Origin of the sequence: Solwaraspora sp. WMMA2065 (assembly GCF_030345075.1) — a bacterium.
GTDB lineage: Bacteria > Actinomycetota > Actinomycetes > Mycobacteriales > Micromonosporaceae > Micromonospora_E.
On the sequence record NZ_CP128361.1, the window covers coordinates 3301326 to 3325016 of the forward strand.

The 23691-nt window shown below is 70.0% G+C and carries 17 protein-coding genes; 4 read left to right on the forward strand and 13 right to left on the reverse strand.

Annotation, left to right across the window (positions count from 1 at the left end; all coding sequences use genetic code 11):
* Nucleotides 1-13: 13 nt before the first annotated feature.
* The 3 genes from O7610_RS14830 to O7610_RS14840 all read right to left on the reverse strand — a co-directional run bounded on the left by O7610_RS14830 (nucleotide 14) and on the right by O7610_RS14840 (nucleotide 7290).
* The gene (locus O7610_RS14830; protein WP_289213516.1) at nucleotides 14-1576 is read right to left on the reverse strand and encodes a lipopolysaccharide biosynthesis protein; all 1563 of its coding nucleotides are present in this window, start codon (nucleotides 1574-1576) and stop codon (nucleotides 14-16) included.
* Nucleotides 1566-2780: a glycosyltransferase gene (locus tag O7610_RS14835; protein WP_289213517.1), complete on the reverse strand. Its 1215-nt coding sequence runs from the start codon at nucleotides 2778-2780 to the stop codon at nucleotides 1566-1568. Before O7610_RS14835 ends, O7610_RS14830 begins: the two co-directional genes overlap by 11 nt.
* A 67-nt stretch (nucleotides 2781-2847) precedes the next feature.
* Nucleotides 2848-7290 (reverse strand): DUF4082 domain-containing protein, encoded by a 4443-nt coding sequence (locus tag O7610_RS14840; protein ID WP_289213518.1) that lies wholly within the window; start codon nucleotides 7288-7290, stop codon nucleotides 2848-2850.
* On the opposite strand from O7610_RS14840, the gene O7610_RS14845 reads away from it, so the two are divergent.
* Nucleotides 7283-7549 carry a hypothetical protein gene (locus O7610_RS14845; RefSeq protein ID WP_281551335.1) on the forward strand — a complete coding sequence of 89 codons (267 nt, stop codon included), beginning with the start codon at nucleotides 7283-7285 and terminating at the stop codon, nucleotides 7547-7549. The genes O7610_RS14840 and O7610_RS14845 overlap by 8 nt on opposite strands.
* Nucleotides 7550-7845: 296 nt before the next feature.
* On the opposite strand, the gene O7610_RS14850 is transcribed toward O7610_RS14845, so the two are convergent.
* The 4 genes from O7610_RS14850 to O7610_RS14865 form a co-directional block, all read right to left on the reverse strand.
* Nucleotides 7846-9216, reverse strand: coding sequence for an O-antigen ligase family protein (locus tag O7610_RS14850; protein ID WP_281551336.1), 1371 nt, complete (start codon nucleotides 9214-9216; stop codon nucleotides 7846-7848).
* Nucleotides 9217-9235: 19 nt separating this feature from the next.
* Nucleotides 9236-10453, reverse strand: coding sequence for a hypothetical protein (locus O7610_RS14855; RefSeq protein ID WP_281551337.1), 1218 nt, complete (start codon nucleotides 10451-10453; stop codon nucleotides 9236-9238).
* A 306-nt stretch (nucleotides 10454-10759) separates the two neighbouring features.
* Nucleotides 10760-12697 carry a DUF4082 domain-containing protein gene (locus O7610_RS14860; RefSeq protein WP_281551338.1) on the reverse strand — a complete coding sequence of 646 codons (1938 nt, stop codon included), beginning with the start codon at nucleotides 12695-12697 and terminating at the stop codon, nucleotides 10760-10762.
* A 428-nt stretch (nucleotides 12698-13125) separates the two neighbouring features.
* Nucleotides 13126-14100 (reverse strand): glycosyltransferase, encoded by a 975-nt coding sequence (locus tag O7610_RS14865; protein ID WP_289213519.1) that lies wholly within the window; start codon nucleotides 14098-14100, stop codon nucleotides 13126-13128.
* A 69-nt stretch (nucleotides 14101-14169) separates the two neighbouring features.
* On the opposite strand from O7610_RS14865, the gene O7610_RS14870 reads away from it, so the two are divergent.
* Complete coding sequence (locus tag O7610_RS14870; protein ID WP_502959097.1) at nucleotides 14170-15135, forward strand: WecB/TagA/CpsF family glycosyltransferase; 966 nt, start codon at nucleotides 14170-14172, stop codon at nucleotides 15133-15135.
* Nucleotides 15132-16106 (forward strand): glycosyltransferase family 2 protein, encoded by a 975-nt coding sequence (locus tag O7610_RS14875; protein WP_289213521.1) that lies wholly within the window; start codon nucleotides 15132-15134, stop codon nucleotides 16104-16106. The genes O7610_RS14870 and O7610_RS14875 overlap by 4 nt, the downstream gene beginning before the upstream one ends.
* Nucleotides 16107-16161: 55 nt before the next feature.
* Here the strand turns inward: O7610_RS14875 and O7610_RS14880 are convergent, their stop codons facing one another.
* The 4 genes from O7610_RS14880 to O7610_RS14895 form a co-directional block, all read right to left on the reverse strand.
* Complete coding sequence (locus O7610_RS14880; protein WP_281551342.1) at nucleotides 16162-16977, reverse strand: alpha/beta hydrolase; 816 nt, start codon at nucleotides 16975-16977, stop codon at nucleotides 16162-16164.
* A gap of 43 nt (nucleotides 16978-17020) precedes the next feature.
* Nucleotides 17021-17380: an Rv1322 family protein gene (locus O7610_RS14885; RefSeq protein ID WP_281551343.1), complete on the reverse strand. Its 360-nt coding sequence runs from the start codon at nucleotides 17378-17380 to the stop codon at nucleotides 17021-17023.
* A 35-nt stretch (nucleotides 17381-17415) separates the two neighbouring features.
* Nucleotides 17416-19029 (reverse strand): 3-hydroxyacyl-CoA dehydrogenase family protein, encoded by a 1614-nt coding sequence (locus tag O7610_RS14890; protein WP_281551344.1) that lies wholly within the window; start codon nucleotides 19027-19029, stop codon nucleotides 17416-17418.
* A gap of 70 nt (nucleotides 19030-19099) precedes the next feature.
* Entirely contained in the window at nucleotides 19100-19642 is a 543-nt protein-coding gene (locus O7610_RS14895; RefSeq protein WP_281551345.1) for an FHA domain-containing protein, read from the reverse strand.
* A gap of 327 nt (nucleotides 19643-19969) precedes the next feature.
* On the opposite strand from O7610_RS14895, the gene O7610_RS14900 reads away from it, so the two are divergent.
* Nucleotides 19970-21472 carry an aldehyde dehydrogenase family protein gene (locus O7610_RS14900; protein WP_281551346.1) on the forward strand — a complete coding sequence of 501 codons (1503 nt, stop codon included), beginning with the start codon at nucleotides 19970-19972 and terminating at the stop codon, nucleotides 21470-21472.
* A gap of 7 nt (nucleotides 21473-21479) precedes the next feature.
* Here O7610_RS14900 and O7610_RS14905 read toward each other — a convergent pair whose 3' ends face one another.
* A complete protein-coding gene (locus O7610_RS14905; RefSeq protein ID WP_281551347.1) occupies nucleotides 21480-22874 on the reverse strand; it encodes a DUF2786 domain-containing protein in 1395 nt (464 codons plus the stop codon).
* Between the two features lie 102 nt (nucleotides 22875-22976).
* A complete protein-coding gene (nucS, locus tag O7610_RS14910) occupies nucleotides 22977-23633 on the reverse strand; it encodes an endonuclease NucS (RefSeq protein WP_278171154.1) in 657 nt (218 codons plus the stop codon).
* Between the last annotated feature and the right edge of the window lie 58 nt (nucleotides 23634-23691).

Consider the following 23691-nt stretch of genomic DNA (forward strand, 5'->3'; position numbering starts at 1 on the left):
ACGTCAACCTCTTTCAGGGTCGGACAGCCGTGGCGAGCGGCGTCGTCGGGGCAGGTGGCTCCGGAGGTGGCGGACCGGGCTGCGCCGGGGCGGCCGGCCCGTGCTCCGCCGACTGGTCGGCCGGTCCAGACTCAGCCGACTGGCCGGCCGCCTTCAGATCCCGCAACCGCTGCCGCAGCCAGGGCAGCAACGGCCCGGCGAACGCCACGGTCATCACGGCACCGCCGGCCAGCAACTGCCACAGCGCGCCCGGCACGGTACGCACCACCAGCAGGCCGAGCGCCACCGCAGGCACCGCCACGACCAGCGGCAGCACCAGCGCACCGGCCAACGCCCGCAGCCGGACCCCGTGGCGACGCAGCGCGACCGCGTACATCGGCAGGATGAGCAACGCGCAGACCAGCGCATGCCCGACGCCGGCACCGACCAGGCCGTACCAGCGCACGCCGAAGATCACCGCGGGGAAGAGCGCGGCCAGCCAGACCACCTGGGCGACGAACAATGCCCGGCTCGCACCGACCGCGATCAGGAAGGTCGCCACCAGGTCGAACAGCACCCGGAACGCCCCGAAGAAGGCCAGACCGGCCAGCGCGTCGGCCGCCATCGACCAGCGTTGGCCGTACAGCAACGGCACCACGACACTGGCCAACCCGGACAGCAGTACGCCGACGAGCAGCGCGACGGTCCAGGTCAACGCGGCGGCCGAGACGAATCCGGCGGCCTTACGCCGGGGGTCGGTCACGGTGGCGAAGGCCGGCAGTGCCACCGCCCGGATCGCCACCCCGAGGGCGCTCATCGGCCAGGTGGAAATGTTGAACGCCAGGGTGTAGAGGCCGAGCATCACCGTTCCTGCGGTGGCCCCGACGGTCAGGTGACCGACGTTCATCACCACCCAGGACAGTACGTTGGCGCCAGCCAACGGCACGCCGAACCGGATCAGGCTGCGGGCCACCGCCGGGTCGAACCCGAACGTCGGCCGGGACCGGGTCAGGACGAACTGCATCACGGTGACCATCGACTGGGCCACCACCCGGGAGATCGCCAGCGACATCGCTCCGAAACCGAGCAGCACCAGGGCGACCGTGACGGTGGTGCTCACCACCAGGCTGGCACCGTCGAGGCCGAGCTGGGCACGTTGGCGGAACTCCCGCTGCATGACCGCGTACGGCACCACCGACAGGCCGCTGAGCACCAGCGTCAACGACATCACCTGCACCACCGGGGTGGCCTGCGGGCTGTCCATCGCCGCCGACACCGGCCCGGCCGCCAGCGACATCGCACCGGCCAGGCCCAGGCTGGTCAGCAACGAGATGGTAGTGACGGTGCCGGCGCGGCCCTGCACCCCGTGCCGGATGATGTCCGCGCTCATCCCGAGGTCGGCCAGGGACATCACGATGGTCTGCACGGTCAACGCGACCGCGAAGACGCCGAACTCCTCCGGGGCGAGCAGCCGGGCCAGCAGGACGCCGACACCGAGGCTGCCGATCCGCAGGGCGATGCTGTTCAGGGTGCTCCACGCGAGGGCGCGCTTGACCCGGGCACCGAGCGGGGCCGGTGCCGCTGCGTCAGCTGTCACTGCCGCTCCCGGCCCCGGTCCGGCCGGCGGCGAACCGCTGCCGGGCCAGGCTCGCCTTGAAGTTCAGCAGATGGGCGGTCGGATGTGCCATGGCTCCGGCCCGGCGCGGCAGGTTCAGCCGTTGCTGCACCGCGCGGGCGTAGATGTCCGTCTGCCGCCGGCCGGCGGCCTGCAGGCTGAACCGTTCGACGACGGTACGGCGGCCGAACTCGCCCAGCTCGGCCCGCTGCCGGGGGTCGGCGGTGCCGAGTTCGGTGAGCGCGGCGGCGACCCGGTCGGTGCCGTCGGTGCCGTCGCCGAGGCCGTAGAACCCCTGATCGAGAAAGACCGGCAGGGTCTGCGGGGTGAGCGGCAGCCAGAACCCCTGCTCGCCCTGCACGACGACGGGCTTGGCGAAGGCCATCGCGCGCAACGCCGACGACCCCATGCCGATGACGATGTCGGCGGCGGCGTACGCGTCGTGCGGGTCGAGCATCGCGCCGGTGAGGGTGACCACCTCTGCGCCCCGCTCGGCGTTGGCCTTGTCGGCCGTCTGCTGGATCTCGGCGCGGGCCTCGCCGTCACCGACGATCAGCAGCCGCATCCGCAGCGCCGGGTCGATGCCGACCATCGCCCGGGTCGCGGCGAGCAGTCCTTCGAGTTTGAGTGCCGCCGCCAACCGGGAAACCGACACCACGGCGATCTCGTCGGCGGCGATGCCGAGGGCACGCCGGGCCGGCCCGGGATCGGCGACCGGGGCGTTGGCGTCGGTGTCGATAGGCGGTTCGATGACGTGCACCTCGGTCCGGTGCGGGCGTTCCTGGGCGGCGATCTGCTCGGTGCCGACGATCAGCGGCAGGTGCCGGGGCACCCAGGCCGGGACCTCCATGGAGAGCACGGTGACCACGAGCGGCACCCCCTGGCGCAGGTACGCGCCGTAGGCTGCCTCCAGGCTGGGCGCCCACTCGTAGGCGTGGACCAGGTCGATGCGGCGGTGCCGGACCACGGCGGCGATGGCGGCGACGTTGCGCGGTGACGGCGCCTCGCCCTTCGGTGGGGCCTGGACGAACTCCAGGCCCCACTCGTCGACCATGCTCCGCAGCTCGCCGTCCGGACCGTAGATGATCACCTCGTGCCCGAGTTTGGCCACGGTCGCCGCGATCTCGATGGCGTTGATCTGGCTTCCGCCGATCTCCATCGTGTGCAGGCAAGTGAGGATACGCACCTAGTGTCCCTTTCAGTCGCGGCGAAGCCGCCCTGCCGATGATTCAACGGCTTCGCCGCGACTGTCCTCAAGAGTTAGGCGTGAACACGACATCTACCCAGTAGTTGTGGTTGACCGAGTGGCCGGGGAACACCCAGCCGTACGGGTCGTAGTGGTACACACCCCCGCCGACCAGCACGTGCAGCGGCGACCGGTCCAGTTCGGTCTCGGCGAACTGGTTGGCCGTCACCGCGTACTGGCCGACCGATGTGTGGTATGAGGCCACATAGGTGGTGTTCGCGAGAATAGGCACCGGCTGGTCGAAAGTGACCGTCTGCCAGCCGGATTCCGTCTCGTCGGTGAACTCCGCCGTCGCCAACCGGACACCTTCCGCCGTCCAGAGCGAGCCACGGTGCGTACCGGTGTTGGCCGGGCCCTTGTAGAACCGGACACCGGTGATCTGGCCGGCGACGTCGGAGCGGAACCGCACCCCTACCTCAACCGCGTCCTCGTCGGCCCAGTTCACCGCCGCGGGCACGTCTTCCGGGCCGAAGATGCTGACCGGTGGCGCCGACGGGTCGGGGCTCGGGGTCGGCTCAGGGCTCGGCGACGGCGAGCCGGTCGGGGTCGGCTCCACGGTCGGACTCGGCTCGGTCGACGGCGATGGTCCCGTCGACGGCGTCGGCGACGGTCCGGCCGGTGACGGACTGGTGGTCGGCGTGGGGTCGGGGTCGGCCCCACCGGCACCGGGGACGTACAGCGGGTCGACCCAGTAGTTCGCCGAGTTGTACGTCCCGGTGGGGAACCCGCCGCCCGAGCCGTACCGGTAGACACCGTTGTCCCCCGCCGGGGCACTCAACTGGCCACGGCTGTAACCGGAGTTGAAGAACCCGGCATCGAACGCGTAGTTGCCGTTCGGCGCGTAGTACGACAACACGTACGTCGTACCCGCCGACACCGCCACCGGCTCAGCGAACGCCGCCGCCTGCCAACCCGCACCCTCACCCTCCGGGAACGTCACCTCCGCCAACGGCGCACCACCACCGACCGGCCACAACCGACCGACCTGGCCACCGGTGTTCCCCGGCCCCCGGTAGAACCGCATCCCGACCACCTCACCGTCCACCGACGGGGTGAACTTGACGCCCACCTCCACCGGCTCGCTCTCACCGACCGACGACTGCTGCGGGACCGCGTCCGGCTCGAACAGGGTCACCACGTCGTCGGAGAAGGTCGTGGTGAACGACCAGGTGTGCGGCTGCGCCATCGGCACCCCGCCGCTGCTGGCCCGTACCGAGGCGGTGTAGGTGTGCAACGACTGCAGCGCGGTGTCCGGGGTGAACGTCGCGAGTCGAGTCGTCTGGTCGTAGGCCACCGTGCCGGCGACCGGCTCGGCCGCCGCGTCGAACAGCTCGAACTCCAGCGACGACTCGTCGATGTCGATGTCGAAGTGGGCGGAGGCCACCACCTCGGCCGCCACGCCGGTGGCCCCGGACGTCGGTACGGTCGCGGTGACCGCCGGTCCGACCTCGCCCGGCCTGCCGGTCGGCGACGGGGATGGTGTCGGCTCCGAGAGCGTATCGGTCGGCAGGAAGTACGGGTCGATCCAGTAGTTCGCCGCACCGTACGTCTGGGTGGGGAAGCCACCGCCGACGTTGTAGTTGAACACGCCGTTGTTCTCCGTCGGGGAGCTCAGCGGGCCACGGCTGTAGCCGGAGTCGAAGAATCCAGGGTCGTAGGCGTAGTTGCCGTTCGGTGCATAGTACGACAACACGTACGTCGTACCCGCCGACACCGCCACCGGCTCGGCGAACGCCGCCGCCTGCCAACCCGTACCGCCGCCCTCCGGGAACGTCACCTCCGCCAGCGGCGCACCACCACCGACCGGCCACAACCGACCGACCTGACTACCCACGTTCCCCGGCCCCCGGTAGAACCGCATCCCGACCACCTCACCGTCCACCGACGGAGTGAACTTGACGCCCACCTCCACCGGGTCGCTCTCCCCGACCGAGGGATGTTGCGGGACCACGTCCGGCTCGAACAGGGTCACCACCTGATCGGAGAAGCTCGAGGTGAACGACCACGAGTACGGCGCGTTCATCGGCACGTCGGCGTCGTCACGTGCGGTAACCGTCGCGGTATACGTCGTCTGCTCGGTCAGCGGCACCACCGGGGTGAAGGTGGCCCGGCGGGCCGCGGCGTCGTAGCTGACGGCACCGGGCACCGGCTCGTCGGCCGGGCCGACCAACGTGAAGTCGATGCTGGCCTCGTCGACCGGCTTGCTGAATACGGTCGACGGGGTCACGTCAGCCGGCACGTTAGCCGCGTCCGCGATCGGCACCGTCGACGACACCGTGGGTGGCGCGTCGTCGGCGGTCACGAAGGTCACGTCGGCGTAGTAGTTGGTCGAACCCCACGAGTTGTTCGGGAAGCCCGCCTCGTCCTCCCGGTAGACGCCGTTGCCCACCGTGCCTTCGGTGGCGGGCGCCAGCAGCGGGCCGGAGACGTGGTCGGTCAGGAAGTAGCCGCCGTCGCTGGCGTACCGGCCTTCCGGCGCGAAGTAGGAGACCACGTAACTGGTACCGGCGGAGACCGGGACCGGGGTCGACAGGCTGACCTGCTGCCAGCCGGTCTCGGTCTCGTCTGTGAACACCGCCGTGGCCAGCACCGAACCGCCGTTGGTCCAGAGCGTGCCCCGGTGCTCGCCACCGTTGCCCTCGCCCTTGTAGAAACGCAGGCCGGTGATCAGACCGTCGATCTGGGGGGTGAACCGCACGCCGACCTCGACCGCCGGCTGGGTGCTCAGCGGCTCGCCGTCCGGTCGGCCGTTGTCGGTCTCGACGAACGCCGGGGTGTCCGGCACCGCCTGGCCGAACAGCGAGTACGGCCCGGATACCGACAGGGCGACCGGGTCGGACGGGGCGCCGATGTTGCCGCTGTCGTCGACTGCCCGCGCCAGCACCACCTGCGAGACGGTGTCGGTGGGCAGGAACTCGTACGTCCAGGAATGCGTACCGGTGGTGGCCGGGTGCCAGGTGCCGCCGCCGTCGGTGGAGACCTCGACACCGGCGACCAGCCCGCCGCCGGCGTCGGACGCGGTACCGGTGACCGTGACCGGCGCGCCGTGGGCCACGGCGCTGCCGTCGGTCGGTCCGGTGATCGTCACGTTGGGCGCCAGAGCGTCGGCGGACTCACCGGTCACCACGATCCCGCTCATCGGGGTGGTCGGGGCCGCGCCCATGTCGGCGAAGAGATTGACCGTGGCCTGCTGGATCGCGTCGTCGGCCGGCGCACCCGAGCCGCCGTCGTGGTAGGCGTCGAGCCCCCACGCCCACTGGATGGTGCCGGCGCCGAAGACCAGCGCACCGCTCGGCGCCCGGTACATCGTCATGTGGTGGGTGGTCTCCCCCGGCTTGTTCTCCGGGCCGTAGCCGACGAGGTACTCGGGGGTGTGGCCGGTCGTGGTGGAGAGCCGGAAGGTGCCGGCCGGCCGGAAGCCGTTGTCGAGATCCTCGTTGGACTCGTAGCCGACGGTGTGCGGTGCCAGGGTGGCGGTCTGGCCTGGAGCCAGCTCGGCCACACCGGTGTGCCGCCAGAACCGCAGTCTGCCCTGCTCGGCGGGGACCTGCATGGCCAGGTCGGTGTTGTTGGCCATGTAGAGGTTGCCGACCAGCGCGTTCTCCGGCTCACGCAGCTCGCCGGTCGGGAAGCGCGGGTCACGCCACACGCCGGTCCACTCGTCCGACGGGTCGATCCGCGCGTTGTCCCAGGTCTCCTTGTAGCAGACCAGCGTGCGGTACGGCGTACCGTTGCCGTCGACGCTGTCCTCCCAGCGGACCTTCCAGTAGACCTCATTGCCGGTGAAGAACGCCAGGTGCACCCCGGCGTCGCGGGCCGCCTCGACGTTGGCCCGCTGCTGCGGCGACCAGTACTCGTCGTGCCCGACGGAGACGTACACTTCGTGGTTGAGCAGCGACTCACCACGGACATCCGCGTCGAGCCCACTGATGTAGCTGACGTCGTATCCGTTGCGCTCCAGGAACCGGATCATCGGATACTCGTTGGCGAAGAGGAAGTCGCGCCCCTGCTGAGCGCCCCGGGTGGCGAACGGCCGGTTGTAGCTGAGCTTGTAGGCGCGGTATGTCGGGCCTTCCCCCCAGTAGAAGTCCGCACCGCCGTAGCGGTTGTACGCCTGCCAGGTGGTGTCGGAGGTCTGGAACACCAACTTCGAGGTGCTGGTGTCGTCGCGCACGATGAACGGGATGTGGCTGTCGCCGCCGGTGTCCGAGCGGACGAGCCGGGCGATGTAGACCCCGGAGACGGCGTCGACCGGTACGTCCCAGGTTGCACCGACCTGCCAGGTGCCACAGTCGAAGATCTGGGTGTCGGTGGCGTGCACACAGTCAGCGTCGGCGTTGGCCGCCAACGGCAGGCTCGGGGTCAGGGTCGCCCACTCGCGTGCGCCGTCGCCGCCGTACCAGCCGAGCCGGTAGACCTTGATCGTGTACGCGGACGCCTCGGTGCGCACCTTGAAACCGATTTGTTCCCCGGCGTTCACGCTTATCGAGGTTGCGAAGCCCTGGATCGTGGGGTCACCGACCCCGGAGATGTCCCACACCGAACTCGGCGTTCCCGACTTGCTGTTCTCACAGGCGATCACGTTGATCGGAGGTGCGCATGGATCGGTGGACGCAGATGCCGCCGGCATCGCGATCATCAGGGTCGCCATCATGACGATGGCGGTCGCGACGGCGACGAAGTGCCGCCGGCCGCGATCTACAAATTGAGATACGCCCGCTCTCACCGAATGTCCCTTCAGGAGCCAGCCCGACGCGATACCGCGTGCCTCCCCCAGCTACGCAGCGCCGACGCTACCAGCGTGAGTCAACCTCACAACCGGGCATGTATCTGACCCTCGGCGCGACCCGGACAGCCCACCCATCACCCATTCGGACAACCGGGCCCAGGGCAACGCGTAATGATCCGCATTCACACGGTTAGTTGATAGACGTTCTTTGAGATGTCGGATCGACGACCGGGGTGGCCAATGAACCGGGTTTCTCGGGCACCGGCACCGGCTTCGTTACGAACCGAACCACCGGGGCGTGGACGTCCGCACCCGCAACGCCGGGTGACTAAGCCGCCACACAGCACCGCACATGCCCACCATCAACGACATCGCGGTAGCGTAGGTACTGAAGCTCAGCGAGTCGAAGGTGAAGCCTGCCGCGATCGCGACCAGCTGCACCGCGACGAGGATCGAGCATAGGTGCCGGTCACGCTCCGACGTCGACCTGCGCCGGGCGAGTAGCGCGACGACGATCGCGGTGACGTGCAGCGCGGCGAGCACCACGACCCCGATCACCCCGTTGGTCAGGGCGAAGGCCAGCCACTGGTTGTCGAGGTACTGGTACTGCGGGGACACCCACGTCCCGGTCCCCCGCCCGAACCACGGTCGTTGGGTGAAGTAGTACCCGACCATGTCGTACCGCTCGGTCCGCGAGGTGATGCTCGGGTCTGTGCTCGCCCCGAGGAACATGTTGGTGATCGTGGTGACGAGTGACGGCTTCGCCACCGCCATTCCGGCGAACATGACCAGACCCAGCGCCATCATGTTGTAGCGCATCCGCCACGCCCAGCTGGGCATCAGGACGAGCAGCACGATCGCCAACGCCACGAATCCGGTCCGGGACATCGTCGCCGGGATCGCCGCTGCGATGAGCAATGCCAGGAATGCGAACATCTGCCGTTGTCGGGAAGTAGCCGAAAAACGTGCAAAGTGGATCGCGAACGGCAGCGCCATCGCCATCAACAGACTGAACTCGATGTAGTGGAAGGTCGTGCTGGGCACCCGTACGCCGCCGCCACGAATCTCCAGGCCGACGACCCAGCCTTTCATCTGCAAACCAGGCACCCGCATGTACTGGGTAAGATCAAAGTACAAGAACGCCTGAATCAGCCCGACCACGGCGACGAAGGCACAGCAGTAGACAAACACCCGCAATACGCCGTCAAGACGGTCCCAGTTGGGCATGCCGTCGGCGGTCAACAGGATCACCCCGGAGATCGCCGCTGCGGTCAGCATCCAGCGGTCCGCCGAGTTCGCCTCCATCACGGTCAGCCCGCGGAGGAAGCCGACCGCGTACGACAGCAGCATCGACAGCAGGAAGGCCAGGATCGCCCAACGCAGCGGTTGCGGTCCGGTGAGCACCAACCGCGAGTTGAGCCGGGCCGTCATCCACCAGAACCACATCAGGATCGCCACGACCAACGCCGGGCGCCCCAGATCGGTCATTCCGGGCAGAATAAGGTGCGACGGGATCAGTGTCAGCAGACAGACCATCAGCGACAACATGACCGGCGCGTCGATCCTGGTCAGCCTGCGGCGGGTCACATAAGTGCGCTCGCTGATCCATGCCGGTTCGAGGTCTGCCGGGTGAACCCCGGACGACATCACCGGGTCCTGCCCTCGGTCATCGTGCCTGGCTGCCGTTCTTGGACGTCTCCGACGGCGTCCACTGCTCACGGCCAGCACCGGCCTTGGGCAGGATTATCGTCGCGTCGTCACGGACCGCGCGAATCACTGCGGTCTCGTCGTTGGCCGACGGCGTGACCGGCTGCTGGGTGGCTGGCTGCGGCTGGGGCGGCTGTTGCGGGCCAGCTGACCGTTGCTGCGTGGGCAGCTGCGAGCCGGAGGCCTCCCCGTCAGCATTGTCGGCCCGGTCGTCGACCGCCCGGAAGGTCAGCGAGCCACTACCAGCGGGCCCGCCGATCTGCACCGGACCGCCGACCAGCCCGCTACCGGCCACCGGTGCCTCACCCGGCGACGGCTCGGCGCCTCGATGCTCATCCGGACGGCTCGTTGAACGGCTCTCCTGGCGACCCTGCGAGGCGTTGCCGGAGCTGTAGACACCGCCGGACTTGCTCGCCGCCACGCCGTCGCGGTCACTCGCCCGCGGGCTCGGGACCGGCTGTGGGCGCGACACCGACCGCGTCTGATCGGTCCGCCCGGACATCGGTGGAATGGTGATCGTCTCGTCGGTGCCGGTGGTGACCGGCGCAGCAGCCACTGGACGGGGCCGGCGCCGCCGTAGCAGTCCGTCGATCCCGATGGTGAGCGCCGCGCTGAGCAGGACGCCGACCCCGGCGACCGCGATCATCGCCCGGTTGACCTTGGAATTGGCCTCCTGGATGTTGTCACCCCGGTCGAGACGACGTGCGGTGATGAAGCTCTCCTCGTTCGCGCCGTAGTCGGCCTGCAGCCCGACCACGCTCGCCTCCAACCGGCGCACGACCTCCTCGGTCGTCTCGGTGGCCTGCTCCTCGGACTCGCCGACCACCTCGATGGTCATGATCGGCTGCTGGTTGTCGAGGGTGATCGCGACGCTCTCGCTGAGACCGGCGGCGTCCAACTGCTTGAGCACGGCCTGGTCCTGCACCGTAAGGGCGGCGGCCCGGCTCAGCGACCCCAGCCCCAGCTCCAGCCAGGGGTTACGGGGAGTAGTAGGGGCATCCTCGTCCGGGGCGGTGTTGGCTGCGGTGGGCGGGATCAGCTGAACGTATGATGTCGCGATATAGTCCGGTTCGACGCTCATTCGGGTCCATCCGGCAGCCGCGACCGAGATGAGCAGCAGCGGTGCCGCGATGTACCACCGCCGGAACAGCAGTTTGGTGAGATCCCAAAAGTCCACTGCTGTCCTTCCATTGGGTGGCGAGGTCGGGGCGCTCGTCTTCCATCGTATGGCCAGCCGAGAAGCATGAAGGTACGGCGTGGGACGTGGAGGCCCGCGCCGGGGTTCAGTGTCCGGGCCGTGCGGGCACCTCCGCAAGCCTCCGGTCGCCGCCCCATCCCGGACATATGTCCCGTTACGCCACACCGAACGACCGAGCAGTACCGAGAGTCACCAACGCGACACCTCCGGCCCCCACCGTCAGGGGGACATACCAGTGGGCCGGGTGGATGCCCAGGGCGTCCACCCGGCCCGTCGGATCGAACCTTACGGCGTGATCTTGTAGATGTGGTAGGTGTGCTCCGCAGCGAAGGTGTCCCGGATCGCACCACCGCTGATCGGCAACGAGCGGTTCTCGAACAGCACCTCGGCGGTGTCACCGGTCACGCCGGGCGGCAGGGCCAGCGAGTGGTCACCAGTCGGGGTGTCCTTGCCGACCATGGCGAAGACGTAGAACGAGCCGTCGTGGGCCTTGAGCATCGTGTCCAGTCCGTTGTTGAACTCCCACTCGTAGGACTGGGTGTTCAGCACCGGCGCCAGGCTGGTGATGCGCTTGTTCACCTCGGCGACGGCCGGACGGACCGCGTCGCCACACCGCTCCCGCAGCACGTGTTGCGAGAGGCACGGCCCGCCGAAGTTGTGGTTGAAGTACTGGATCCCACGAGCCTCGTTGATCACCGAGTTCATCACCGCACCGGTGACCTGCTCACCGGTGATGGTCGGCGCCCAGTCCTCGGTGAACGGGTGCCCCACCTCGACGAAGGCCCAGACCGGCTGTCGCTTGCCGTCCATCGCGTCGAGTTCACGCATCCGCTGCATGGTGAGCCCGTAGTTGGCCGCCCGCCGGCAGTTGTCCTTGTTCACGCCGTACGTCGGGCCTTCCGCCGGAGCGGTGCAGACATGCGGGTCGGTGTACCAGTAGATGTCGTTGGAGACCACCGAGCTGAAGCCGTTGACGAACTTGCTGGCGTCGGAGTCGGACTGCCAGAACATCACGCCCTTGCCGTAGTTGGCGTAGCGCAGCCCGCGGTCACCGGACGGGACGGTGGCCGACTCCTTCTTCATCACGTCCAGTCCGCAGCCGTCCCGGCTGGAGGTGCAGATCGGGCCTTGGCCGGGGTAGTTGCCGGTCCAGGTACCGTTGCCCGGCCCGCCCCACATGTCCGCTTCATCACCGATCACCCAGCCGACGCTCTCGTTGCCGCGGTCGCTGAACGGCTGCGGGATGAAGGCGTACATGTCGTTGCGCCTGATCAGCGAGACATCCGACTGGTCGGTCAACATGACGTAGGTGTTCAGACCGGCCGCCTTGTCCCGGTCGATGTCCTGCTGGGTGTACACACCCTCGTACCAGACGCCGATCGGGAAGAAGGACGGGTCGGTCCAGCCGGACGCCCGCGCCTGCGGGAAGTTCGCGTAGAAGGCCGGGCCGCCCTCCCAGGGCACCCGGGGCAGGTCGAGTACGGCCGGCGTACCGCTGGTCGGCGAGGCCGACGGGCTGGCCGACGGCGTAGCGGTCGGGCTGGCCGACGGCGACGGTGTCGGCGACGGCTCGGCGGAGGCCGTCGGGGACGGCGTCGGTTCCGGCTGTTGCGACCCGGTCGGCTCGAAGGCGAGGTCGACCCAGTAGTTGCTGGCCTTCCAGGTCTGGCGGGGGAAACCACCCGATCCGTACGCGTAGACGCCGGCGGTGCCGTCGGCCCGCAGCGGCCCGGCGGACACCGGCCGCTCGAAGTAGCGCTGGGTGGCCCGGTACCGGCTGGTGTGGTAGGAGGCGACGTACACCTCGCCCGCCTCGACCTCAACCGGCTCGGGCAACGCGACGTGCTGCCACCCGGAACGGGACTCCCGCTTCGGTACGGCGGTCGCCAGTCGCTCGCCGTCCGCGGTCCACAGGTTGACCCGGTGTCGACCGCGGTCCCCCTTGGCCTTGAGGAAACGCACCGCGGTGACCACCCCGTCGCGGTCGGCGGTGAAGCGTACGCCGAGCTCCACCGGCCGGGTGTCCGGGTCGACCGGCACCCGGGACACGTCCGTCTCGGCGAACAGGGTGAAGCCGTCGACCTGCTCCCCGGCGACCGACGCGGTGACCACCGTCGCGGTGGCGAGGAAACTGGCCACCACCGCGCCGATCATCACCAGCCGACCGCGACGGCCGGTGGGGCGACGCAGCATCCGCCGCCGGCCACGACCAGACCCGGCCACGCTCGCGTGCCGGCCGGTCGCGACCGGCCCGCTCTCCGCGGTGGGGCGCGGCGACGGACGACCGGGCCGCCGGGCGCGCGGTGACCCGGGTAAACCGGACGAACTACCCGTGGACGACCCCGGGAACGGCTCGTCCCGCCCCCCGTCCGGCTCGAAAGAATCCTTGCTTACCACGAGATGTACACCTCTCGGGACATGGTCCGTTGTCGGTATTGCGTTCGGCGGATCTCCCCCAGGCATCCCCGTTCCGACGGTACGCAGCGAACTACGCCGCCCGATCGGGGCCAAGGCTGACGTTAACCCAGGCCACGGACCCGCCCAAGGAACTTAATGCTCTCTTATGGCAAACCGGCACGACCCTGAGCCCACTCGCCGCCGAGGTGAATGGCGAAGTTCACTCACCTCACACATCGACAGATCGAGATCGTTTACCGGGCTCTCGGACCGGATCCGAAGGCGTCGACCGCCGATTGTGGATCAGCGGTACCACCGCTCGACACCCCACCGGTGGGCCGCCCCCAACCGGAACGCACGCTCCATCCAGGAGAACGCCGCCTCAACTCTGCGGCAACAGTGATCGCCACATAACAGAACGCTGCCGGAACAAGATGCGGCGCGGTGAGAACAACCCGCCGCAACCAGGACCACGGGCGGGAACCGGGCACCGGATCGAGTGCCAACTCAGCGCCTCGCGGATCCGTTCGGACGAACTCCCAGAACTCGGCGTTACCGGCACGAGATCTGGCCACTCGCCGGACCAGCTCACCCGTGCGCCGCGGTGCCACCACCCGTACGGGCAGGTCAACGTCCCGCTTCTCGTCGGCGCTGACCACTGCGTCGAGAAACATGTCGTCGGCAATAATGTCCGGAAAATTGGTGAATCGCTCCCGTGCGGCGGCGGAGATCGCGATCAACCCACGGCCGAAGAGGCGGCCACTGAATATCGGCAACCGCGCATTGATCGCGTAGTAGCCACGCACCGGCCAGGTACTCGCGGAGGTGTCGATCACGGGTCGTGGCGCCGCCGCCTCCACCCCGGGTTCGGCGATCGCGGCGGCCAGCGCGCGTAGAAGTTCCACCGGTACCGCGATGTCCGCGTCCAGATAGATCCGGACGTCCCCCCCGGCGATCTCGTCGGCGGCGTTGAGCGCGGCAATTTTCGACGGCGTGGCGATCTCCAGCACCCGGGCACCGCACGACCGGGCGACCGCCGCCGTCCGGTCGGTGCAGCCGTTGGCGGCCACGATGATCTCGACGTCCGGCCCGAAGGATGGCGATTCGGTCATTGCACGCAAGACCGGGCCAATCCCTTCTTCCTCGTTGAAGGCCGGCATGATGACGGTAATCTGCACAACCACGATGCTTCCATTCACGGACGATGCGACAACCAGTCGAATGGGCAACCTCACTATCGCCTAGCTGACACCGATTGGACCATCCGGTGGACCACCACGCCGAGTACGGTGCAGCTTGTGCCTCGTGACCAGTACCCCGTTACCGTAAATAGGCATCGGATCACTCTAAGCAATGTCGCCTTTGATCCCGTTCGAGAAGAAGACGTCATTCGCCATGTCATCGCCGCACTAGACGCAGGCTCCGGCGGCCAGATCATTACCCCGAACGTGGACATTCTGCGCCGCGCCAACCGCGAAGAGGAGTGCCACGGGCACATAGAGTCATCAACTCTGGTGGTAGCGGACGGTGCGCCACTGATCTGGGCCAGCCGGATCGGCGGTGACCCGCTGCCGGCCCGGGTCCCCGGATCCGACCTGATCTGGAGCCTGTCCCGGGCGCTCGGCGAACAGGGCCGGTCGGTCTACCTGCTCGGTGGTGAGCCGGGCACGGCGGTGCAGGCCGCCGCCGTACTCCGTCGCGAGTTCCCCCAGCTCACCATCGCCGGCCAGCTCAGCCCGCCGTTCGGGTTCGACCGGTCCGAGGAACAGCTCAGCCAGATCTGCACCGAGGTGGCCGCCGCCCGACCGGACCTGATCTTCGTCGGGCTCGGCTTCCCCAAACAGGAACGGCTCATCGCCCGGCTCCGGCCGATGCTGCCGAACACCTGGTTCATGGGTTGCGGAGCGGCGATCGGCTTCGTCGCCGGGGTACACCGTCGGGCCCCCCGCTGGATGCAACGCATTGGGTTGGAGTGGATGCACCGGCTGCTCCGCGAGCCACACCGGCTCACCCGCCGCTACCTGCTGCACGACGTACCGTTCGCGCTGCAGCTGCTCGGCGGCAGCGTCCGAACCCGGTTGCGGCGCGGCGACCAGGCCACGAACACCGGCAGCGGATCTGCGCTCCCGCCGACCCGGCACATCCCGGCCCCCCGGGACGGCCAGAGCAGCCAGGGCAGCCAGGGCAGCCAGGGCGGCCAGAGCAGCCGGGACAGCCGGGGCGCCAACCGTCCCGACCCGGTCGGCTCCGGGAACCACCCGTGAGCCGCCCCGACGTCTCGGTCGTCATCGTCTCGTACAACACGAGCCAACTGATCGTGCGCTGCCTGACCGAGCTGTACGCGAGCCTGACGCCGGACGTCACAGCCGAGGTGGTGGTGGTCGACAACGCCTCCACCGACAGCTCCGCCGACACCATCGCCGAGCGGTTCCCGCAGGTCCGCCTGGTACGGCTGACGGAGAACGTCGGGTTCGGCCGAGGCATCAACCGTGGGGCGGCGGTCAGCACCGGGCGCTACCTGCTCTGCCTGAATCCGGACACGGTTCCGGTCGGCCATCCGGTCAACGAACTGGTCACCTTCGCCGACCTTCACCCCGGGCACGGCCTGTACACCGGACGCACCCTGCACCCCGACGGCACCGACGACAACTACTCCTGCTGGGGCATGCCCACGGTGTGGAGCATCTTCGGCTTCGCCAGCGGGCTGTCGACCGCGTTCCGCGGCCGGGCCTGGGCGGATCCGGAAGCGCTGCCCGGCTACGACCGCAGGTCGGTACGCGAGGTGCCGGCGCTGTCCGGCTGCATGCTGCTGATCGAGCGCGAGCTGTTCGGCCGACTCGGCGGCTTCGACCCGCAGTACTTCCTCTACAGCGAGGACATCGACCTCAGCACCCGGGCCAGGGCGCTGGGCGCCCGACCGGTGCTGACCCCGACCGCTCAGGTGGTGCACCTGGTCGGCGCCTCGTCCAGCTCCGAGGGGCAACGGATCCGGATTCTGCGCGGCAAGGCCACCTACGTCCGGCGGCACTGGTCGCCGCTGCGGGCCTGGACCGCCGTCCGGCTGCTGGTCGCCGGGGTCGGTCTACGGGCGGTGGGCAAGACGCTGCTCGGCCGGGACCGGTCCCGGGGCGTCGACTGGATCGAAGTCTGGCGTTCCCGCCGCGACTGGGCCGCCGGCTACCCGTCGGTCGAGGAGGATCGGCCGACCACCGAACGGCTCGAACCGGCCGGCTGACCGCCCCGGATGACCTACCCTGCGGGCACGTCGTGCGTGGGCCGCACCCGTGCGGTCACCCGCCGTCGGCCTGCCGTTGCGGCGGCCCGGCGACCGGGACGTCGGCGAACGCCGCTACCGTCCGGTCGGCGTACGCGTTGGCGTCGCCGTACTCCATCGGACCGTCCCAGCTGGTCGGCAGCGGCACCGTGACCTGCGGCGCGACCCGACGGACCACCTCGTCGAGCACCCGCTCCACCTGGCCGACCCAGAGATGGCGGGCACCTGCGACCCCGACCACCTCCGCCTGTCCGACCACAGCGAACCGCCGGGTCGCCTCGTCCGGCCGCAGGTAGTCGTCCAGCTCCGGAACCAGCGCGGTGAGTGGCTTGCCGGACGCCGACCAGGTGGCCAGGTCGGCGTCGGTGGCGAAGCGCAGCGGCGGCGACAACAGGATCGCGCCCTCGACCGCCGGGTCGCAGCCGTAGCGCAGGGCCAGGTCGGTGCCGAACGACCAGCCGAGCAGCCAGATCCTGGGTAGCTCGGCGAACTCTGCGTACTCGATCGCCGCCGCGACGTCAAACCGCTCCCCCTCGGCCGAGTCGAAGCTGCCGCCGCTGGTGCCGCGCTCGCTGCTGGTGCCCCGGGTGTTGAACCGGAGCACGGCCACGTCGGCCAGCGCCGGCAGCCGCCAGGCGGCCTTGCGGAACACGTGGCTGTCCATCATTCCGCCGTGGGTGGGCAGCGGATGCAGGCAGACCAGCGTGGCGACCGGCGGACGATCGGCTGGTAACGCCAACTCACCGACGAGGGTAAGCCCGTCGGCGGTGTGCAGCTCGATGTCGCGGCGCTCGGCGGGCAGGATCGACATGGACCGGATCGGCTCGCTCACCCGGCCAGTCTCGCACTGCCCTGACCCGCCGGACCGTCGGGGATCAGCCGTAGCGGGGCGCGGAGCGGGATCGCTCGACCGCCGGCCGCCGCTGCTCGCGGGCCCGCCAGCAGCCGGAGTGCCAGTGCCGCCGGTCGGTCAGGTCGCCCCGGCCGTCCGCCGGCCAGGCGACCACGTGCGGCACACCCGGCCGGATCTCCTGCAGACACCCCGGGCAACGGTACGTCTTGGTCGCCGCCGGACCGGGCACCGACCGCACCATCCAGTCGCCGTCGCTGAACGACTGCACGGCGGCGACGCCCCGGCGCACCCGCTCCGGGTCGACCGGCTCGGGCTGGCCGGAATCGCCGTGGCCGGCGCGACCGGCGGACCGGCGGGTCGGACGGTTGCGGCGCGGACTCATGATCGCAAGGGTACGTCGCCGCTGTGGCGCCCTGCTCAGCCGGCGTGGTCGCGGAAACCGCCCCCGGTGCGCCGGCCGAGCCGACCGGCGGTCACCAGGTTGCGCAGCAGCGGGGCGGGTGCCAGCCCGGGCTCGGGCAGCTCCCGGTGGATGGCGGTCTGGACGGCCAGCGCCACGTCCAGGCCGACGGTGTCGAGCAGCTCGAACGGCCCGGCGGGATAGCCACAGCCGAGTTTCATCGCCGCGTCGATGTCGTCCGCCGTCGAATAGTTGCTCTCCAGCATCCGGACCGCGTCGTTGAGGTACGGCACCAGCAACGCGTCGGCGATGAAGCCGGCGCGGTCGCCGCAGGTCACCGCGGTCCTACCGAGTGCCGCGCAGAGTTGGTGCGCGGCCCGCACCGCGCTCGGCGAGGTCCGGACGGTACGCACCACCTCGACCAGGCGGGCCCGCGCCGCCGTACCGCCAACGAAGTGCAGTCCGACCACGTCGGCCGGCCGGCCGGTGGCCATCGCCACGTCGATCACCGGTGCCGTCGACGGGCCGACCACCACCACCAGGTCGACGGCGGCCAGGTCACGCACGGCCTGGTGGTGGTGGTCGGCCGCCGGGACGCCACCGGGGTCGGCCACCGCGACGACGTCGACTCCGGCGGCGGTGAGGACGTCCGCGACGTCGGTCGCGGCGCTGCCCGACCCGACCACCCCGACCGTACGGGGTGCCGGCTCAGCGGCCTCAGCGCCGGCCACCGGGCTGAGGTCGTCCGGGGCGAGCCGCGACGAGCCCGGTGCCTGGTAGGTGTAGAACCCCCGGCCGGACTTGCGGCCGAGCAGCCCGGCGGTGACCATCTGCCGCAGCAGCGGCGCGGCCGCGTGCCGGCGGTCGTGGCCACCACGCTGGTACATCGTCTCCAGCACCTGGTAGGCGGTGTCCAGGCCGATCAGGTCGAGCAGCGTCAACGGGCCCATCGGCAGGCCGTGGCCCTGCTGCATGGCCGCGTCGATGTCCTCCCGGCTGGCGTACCCGGCCTCGTACATCCCGACCGCCTGGTTGAGGTACCCGAACAACAGCGCGTTGGCGATGAAGCCGGCGCGGTCGGTGACGCTCACCCCGACCTTGCCGAGCCGGGCGCAGAGCGACTGGACGTCGCGGGCCACCTCCGGCGCGGTCACCACGGTGCTGATCACCTCGACCAACCGCATCACCGGTGCCGGGTTGAAGAAGTGCAGCCCGATCACCTGGCCGGGACGTTCGGTGGCGACAGCGATCTCGGTGACGCTCAACGACGAGGTGTTGGTCGCCAGGACGGCCCCCGGTGGGCACACCCGATCGAGCTCGGCCAGCAGGCGTCGCTTGAGATCGAGCCGCTCCGGGACCGCCTCGACGGCAAGGTCGACGTCGCGGAGTGCGTCGAGTCCGACCGCGAAGGTCACCCGGGCGTGCAGTGCGTCCCGGTCGGCCGGATCGAGTTTGCCGCGGGCGACGGCCCGGTCGGTGGACGCCGTCAGGTTGACCCGGCCCTTGTCCAGCGCCGCCCCGTCCACCTCGACGGCGACCACGTCGACGCCGTTGCGGGCGAAGACCTCGACAATCCCGGCACCCATCGTGCCGAGCCCCACCACTCCCACGGTGTTGAACTCGCGCGCCATCTGGTCTCCGTCCGTCACCTGCGTCGGCCCCGATGCATGGCGAGTCTGCCACGAGCCGCCGCGCCGCCGCTCAGGAGAGCACCACGACCAGCCAGGTCAACCAGCCGACCAGGAAGATCCCCGCCAGCCCGGCCATCAGCAACGTGCTGGGCCGGCGTCGGGGGCGCATCGGCTGGGTGGGCTCGCCGAGCGCGGTGTGCAGCGGCGAACCCGGCCCGGTGGTCGGGCGCACCGGTGCGCCGGGCAGCGCCGCCGTGGCCGGTCGGGGGATCCGGGTGCCGACCGGGTCGGTGAGCGCCGAGGCCGGGTCGTAGAACCGCAGTTCCACGCCACCGATCCGGATCCGGTCCCCGTCGCGCAGCTCGGTCGGCTGCCGGATACGCAGGTCGTTGACCCAGGTGCCGTTCGTCGACTCCTGGTCGGTCAGCACCGTACGGCCGCCACCGGCGGTTAGCACCGCGTGGCACCGGCTGACCTTGATGTCGTCGATGGTGATGTCCAGGCCGGCGTCCCGACCGATCACCCGTTCCCCGGGGGACAGCCGGTAGCTGGCCCCCGGAGTCGGGCCGGTTATCACCTGAAGGAGAGGTAGCAGCGACTGGTGTTCGGACATCAGCTGGTGAAGTGCCTTCCCCCCTCGACAGCGACGCACGTCGCGCCACCCGTTGCAGCCTGCCAGCTCGCGCCGACCCGGGACATGGTCCCTTGTCCGGTGTTGGCCGCCGGCCGGGTCAGGTCCGCGCCACCGATTCGACGGTGGTCCGCGACAACCGGACACCCGCCCTGACGCCAGGTGGCCAAGGCTGTCATTGCATCGCCAAGAATCGAAGTCTCGCTACCCGCGAGTACCCTTTACGGCTAACCTCGGACAATACTGCGCGGCGGGCAGGCGGAGCGATCCGGGGCCGGTGCGCAGCCGCAGCTGGTGGAGGAGGCCAAGGTGACGGTGGTACGGAACCCAAGCCTGCCGGTGGTCGACGACGGGCACCTTCTCTCCTGCCACCCGGCGACCGGTGCGCAGGTGGGCCGGGTCCCGATCGCCGACCGCGATCAGGTCGCGGCGGCGGTGGCGGCGGCCCGGACCGCCGCCGATTGGTGGGTCGGAATCGGCCACGCGCAACGCCGCCGCCGGCTGCTGCGCTGGCGGTCGCTGCTCGCCACCCGGATCACCGAACTCGCCGATCTGGTCAACCGGGAGTGTGGCAAACCGGTGGCCGAGGCGGTCGTCGAGATCGCCGCCGCGATCGAACACATCGACTGGGCGGCCCAGCACGCCAGGCGGGTGCTCGGGGTCCGGCGGACCCGCACCCGGCTGATCACCGCCGAGTTCAGCGGTCACCTGGAGTACCAACCGCTCGGAGTGATCGGGGTGATCGGCGCGTGGAACTACCCGGTGCTCATTCCGATCGGCCCGATCGCGTACGCGCTGGCCGCCGGCAACACGGTGGTCTTCAAACCCAGCGAGTACACCCCGGTGACCGGACAGTGGCTGGTCGACACGCTCACCGAGGCGGTCGGCGCGGAGTCGGTCCTGACGGCCGTACACGGGCTTGGCGACGTCGGCGACGCGTTGTGCCGGTCCGGCGTGGACAAGCTCTCGTTCACCGGCTCACCACGGACCGGCCGCCTGGTCATGGCGGCCTGCGCCGAGACACTCACCCCGGTGGTGATCGAGGCCGGCGGCAAGGACGCGATGATCGTCGACGACGACGCCGACATCGACGCGGCGGCGGAGGCCTGCGTCTGGGGAGCGATGACCAACGCCGGGCAGAGCTGTATCGGCATCGAGCGGGTGTACGCGCTGGCCCCGGTGTACGACGCGTTCGTCACCGCGGTGGTGGACCGGGCCGGCCGGCTGACTGTCGGTAGCGGGCCGAAGGACCAGGTCGGGCCGATCGCCGTGCCCGGCCAGCTCGACGTCATCCGACGGCACATCGAGGACTCGCTGGCCGCCGGTGGGCGGGCGGTGCTCGGCGGTGCCGCAGCGGTACAGCCGCCGTACGTGCATCCGACCGTACTGGTCGACGTGCCGCCCGACTGCGCCGCCGTCCGGGAGGAGACCTTCGGACCGACCGTCACGATCCACCGGGTCGAGACCATCGACGAGGCGATCACGGCGGCCAACGACACCCGCTACGGGCTGGGCGGCGCGGTCTTCGGCAAGCGGCGGGGGATCGCCGTCGCCCGCCGGATTCGCAGTGGAATGGTGTCGATCAACTCGGTGCTCACCTTCGTCGGGTTCAGTGAGCTGCCGTTCGGCGGAGTCGGCGAATCGGGTTTCGGCCGGGTGCACGGTGAAGACGGGCTGCGGGAGTTTACCCGGTCCAAGGCGATCACCCGCCGCAGGGCACCGTCGCTGCTGCCGACGATGACGTTCGAGCGGACCCCGACCGACGTGGCCCGCATCGTCAAGGTGATCAAGCTGCGGTACGGCCGCGACTGATCGCGGGTCAGCCGGCGATCGGCTGGTGCGCGCCGAGGCTGGCCTGGTCGGCGGCGGTGGTGCCGGCGATCCACCCGGCCCGGTTGTGACCGGCGATCGACCGGCTGGTCACCGTCGGGAAGAGCCGCTCGGTGGCCCGGTCCACCTGCTCGTCGCGGGCCGCCAGCACCGGCACCAGCGCGGTGCCGGTCCGCGCGGCCGCCTCTCGACCGACGTCGTCGGCGGCGGTACGCAACCGCTGCCCGATCCGCACCGCGTACGCCTCCAGGAAGGACTGGCGGAACGACCGGGTGGTCGACTGCCCGCCCCGGCCACGCTGCGGGCCGTTGCGCAGCATCGCCGCGGTGGCCTGTACCAGCAGCGAGGTGTGCAGCAACTCAACCGACTCGCAGTCGGCGGCGAACCCGACGACGGTGGCGAAGCCGAGATTGTTGGACCACACCGACCGGCAGCCGTTCGCCTCGGCGACCTGCTGCAGCAGCAACGCCTTGGCCTGCTCGTACGGTGCTTCCAGACCGATCCGGACGGCCACCGGGTCGACCTGTGGCCCGCCGGCACCGGTCTGCTGCGCGACGAGCAGCGCATGGTCGATGCGGTGCCGGGTCATCAGCTCCTGGGCCTTGGCCGACAGCGCTTCGGCCTCCTCCGCGAATTCGGTCGACTCGGCCTTGGCCAGCAGCGCCCGGATCCGGCCGAGCTGACGCTCGTCCACATCGTCCGTCCCGGCCGCCCCGGAGGGTGCGGCGGGGGTCGGCCGCCGACGCTGCTGCGTCCCGTCGTCACCGGGGCGGACCGTGCCGGGCAGCGGGGCCACCAGCTCCAGTCTCGGCAGGCCGATCAGCAGCCCGGCCACTCGCACCGCGAGCAGCACGGCAGCGGTCCGGTCCAGCTTGACTCCGGCCGCCCAGGCGGTCAGCCGGTGGTCGGGCCGAGCAGCACCCCACACGTCGAGGTCGAGATCACGCAGCTGGCGGTGCCAGCGGTCGGCGACCGTCGCCGGCGCGTACCCGCGCAGCTGCGCCGCGACGTACCCGGCGGTCAGGCTCACCGCCCGCTTGCCGAGCTCGCGGCCGGCCACCCGCAGCACGTCGGCCGGCATCCAGCCGTGGCCCCACAGCCCGGCGGCCACCTGCCGCAACGCCTCGTCTACCGCCTGGTCCACCAGCCGGCCGTCGGCTGCGACCAGCGCGGCCACGCACTCGTCGAGGTCGTCCGGTCGGTCGGCCGTCGCCATTCGGGCCGCCCGGCGCAGCAGCTCGTCGACCCGCTGCGCCTCGGTCGGTGGCTGGTAGAAACCGAACCCGTCGGGGTACGCCGCGCCGGCGGCCTGCGCCCGTTGGCGTTGCCGCTGCTCCCTGGCTTTCTTCTTGGCGGCTCGACGTTGCTGGTTGCGCACACCCATCGGGGAACTCCAGAAGCTCGGTGTCGGAGCTGGTCAAAGTTCGGAGCTGGTCAAAGTTCGGTGCTGGTCCGAAGGTTGCTGCTGGTCGAAAGTTGACGGTGGTCAGAACAGGGTGAGCTCGTCCCGCTCGATGCCCCGCAACTTGTCGTAGTCGACCACCACGCACCGGATGCCGCGGTCTTCGGCCAGCACCCGGGCCTGCGGTTTGATTTCCTGTGCCGCGAAGATGCCGGTCACCGGCGCCAGCAGTGGGTCTCGGTTGAGCAGTTCGAGGTAGCGGGTCAGCTGCTCGACACCGTCGATCTCGCCCCGACGCTTCACCTCGACCGCGACGCTCGCCGCGCCGTCGCGACAGAGCAGGTCCACCGGGCCGATCGCCGTCATGTACTCCCGCCGCACCAGGGTGAAATCGTCACCGAAGGTGGTCGGGTTGGCGGCGAGCAGTTCCTGGAGATGCGCCTCCACCCCGTCCTTGCGCAGACCGGGGTCGACACCCAGGTCGTACGACATCTCCTGGAGAATCTCCTCCAGGGTGATCCGCAGCTCCTCGCCGGCCTTGTTGACCACCCGCCACATGCCCGGCGTCTCCTCCAGCCGGCACGGCGGGCTCATCCAGTTCAGCGGCTTGTACGCCCGATCGTCGGCGTGAATCGAGACCGATCCGTCCGCTTTGACCATCAACAGCCGGGTGGCCGGCGGCAGATGCGCCGAGAGTCGACCGACGTAGTCCACCGAGCATCGAGCAATCACCAGCCGCACCCGACGAGGGTAGCGCCAGCGGTGCCCGCGTACCGCGCAGGGCTGGCGCGGCGGTGCG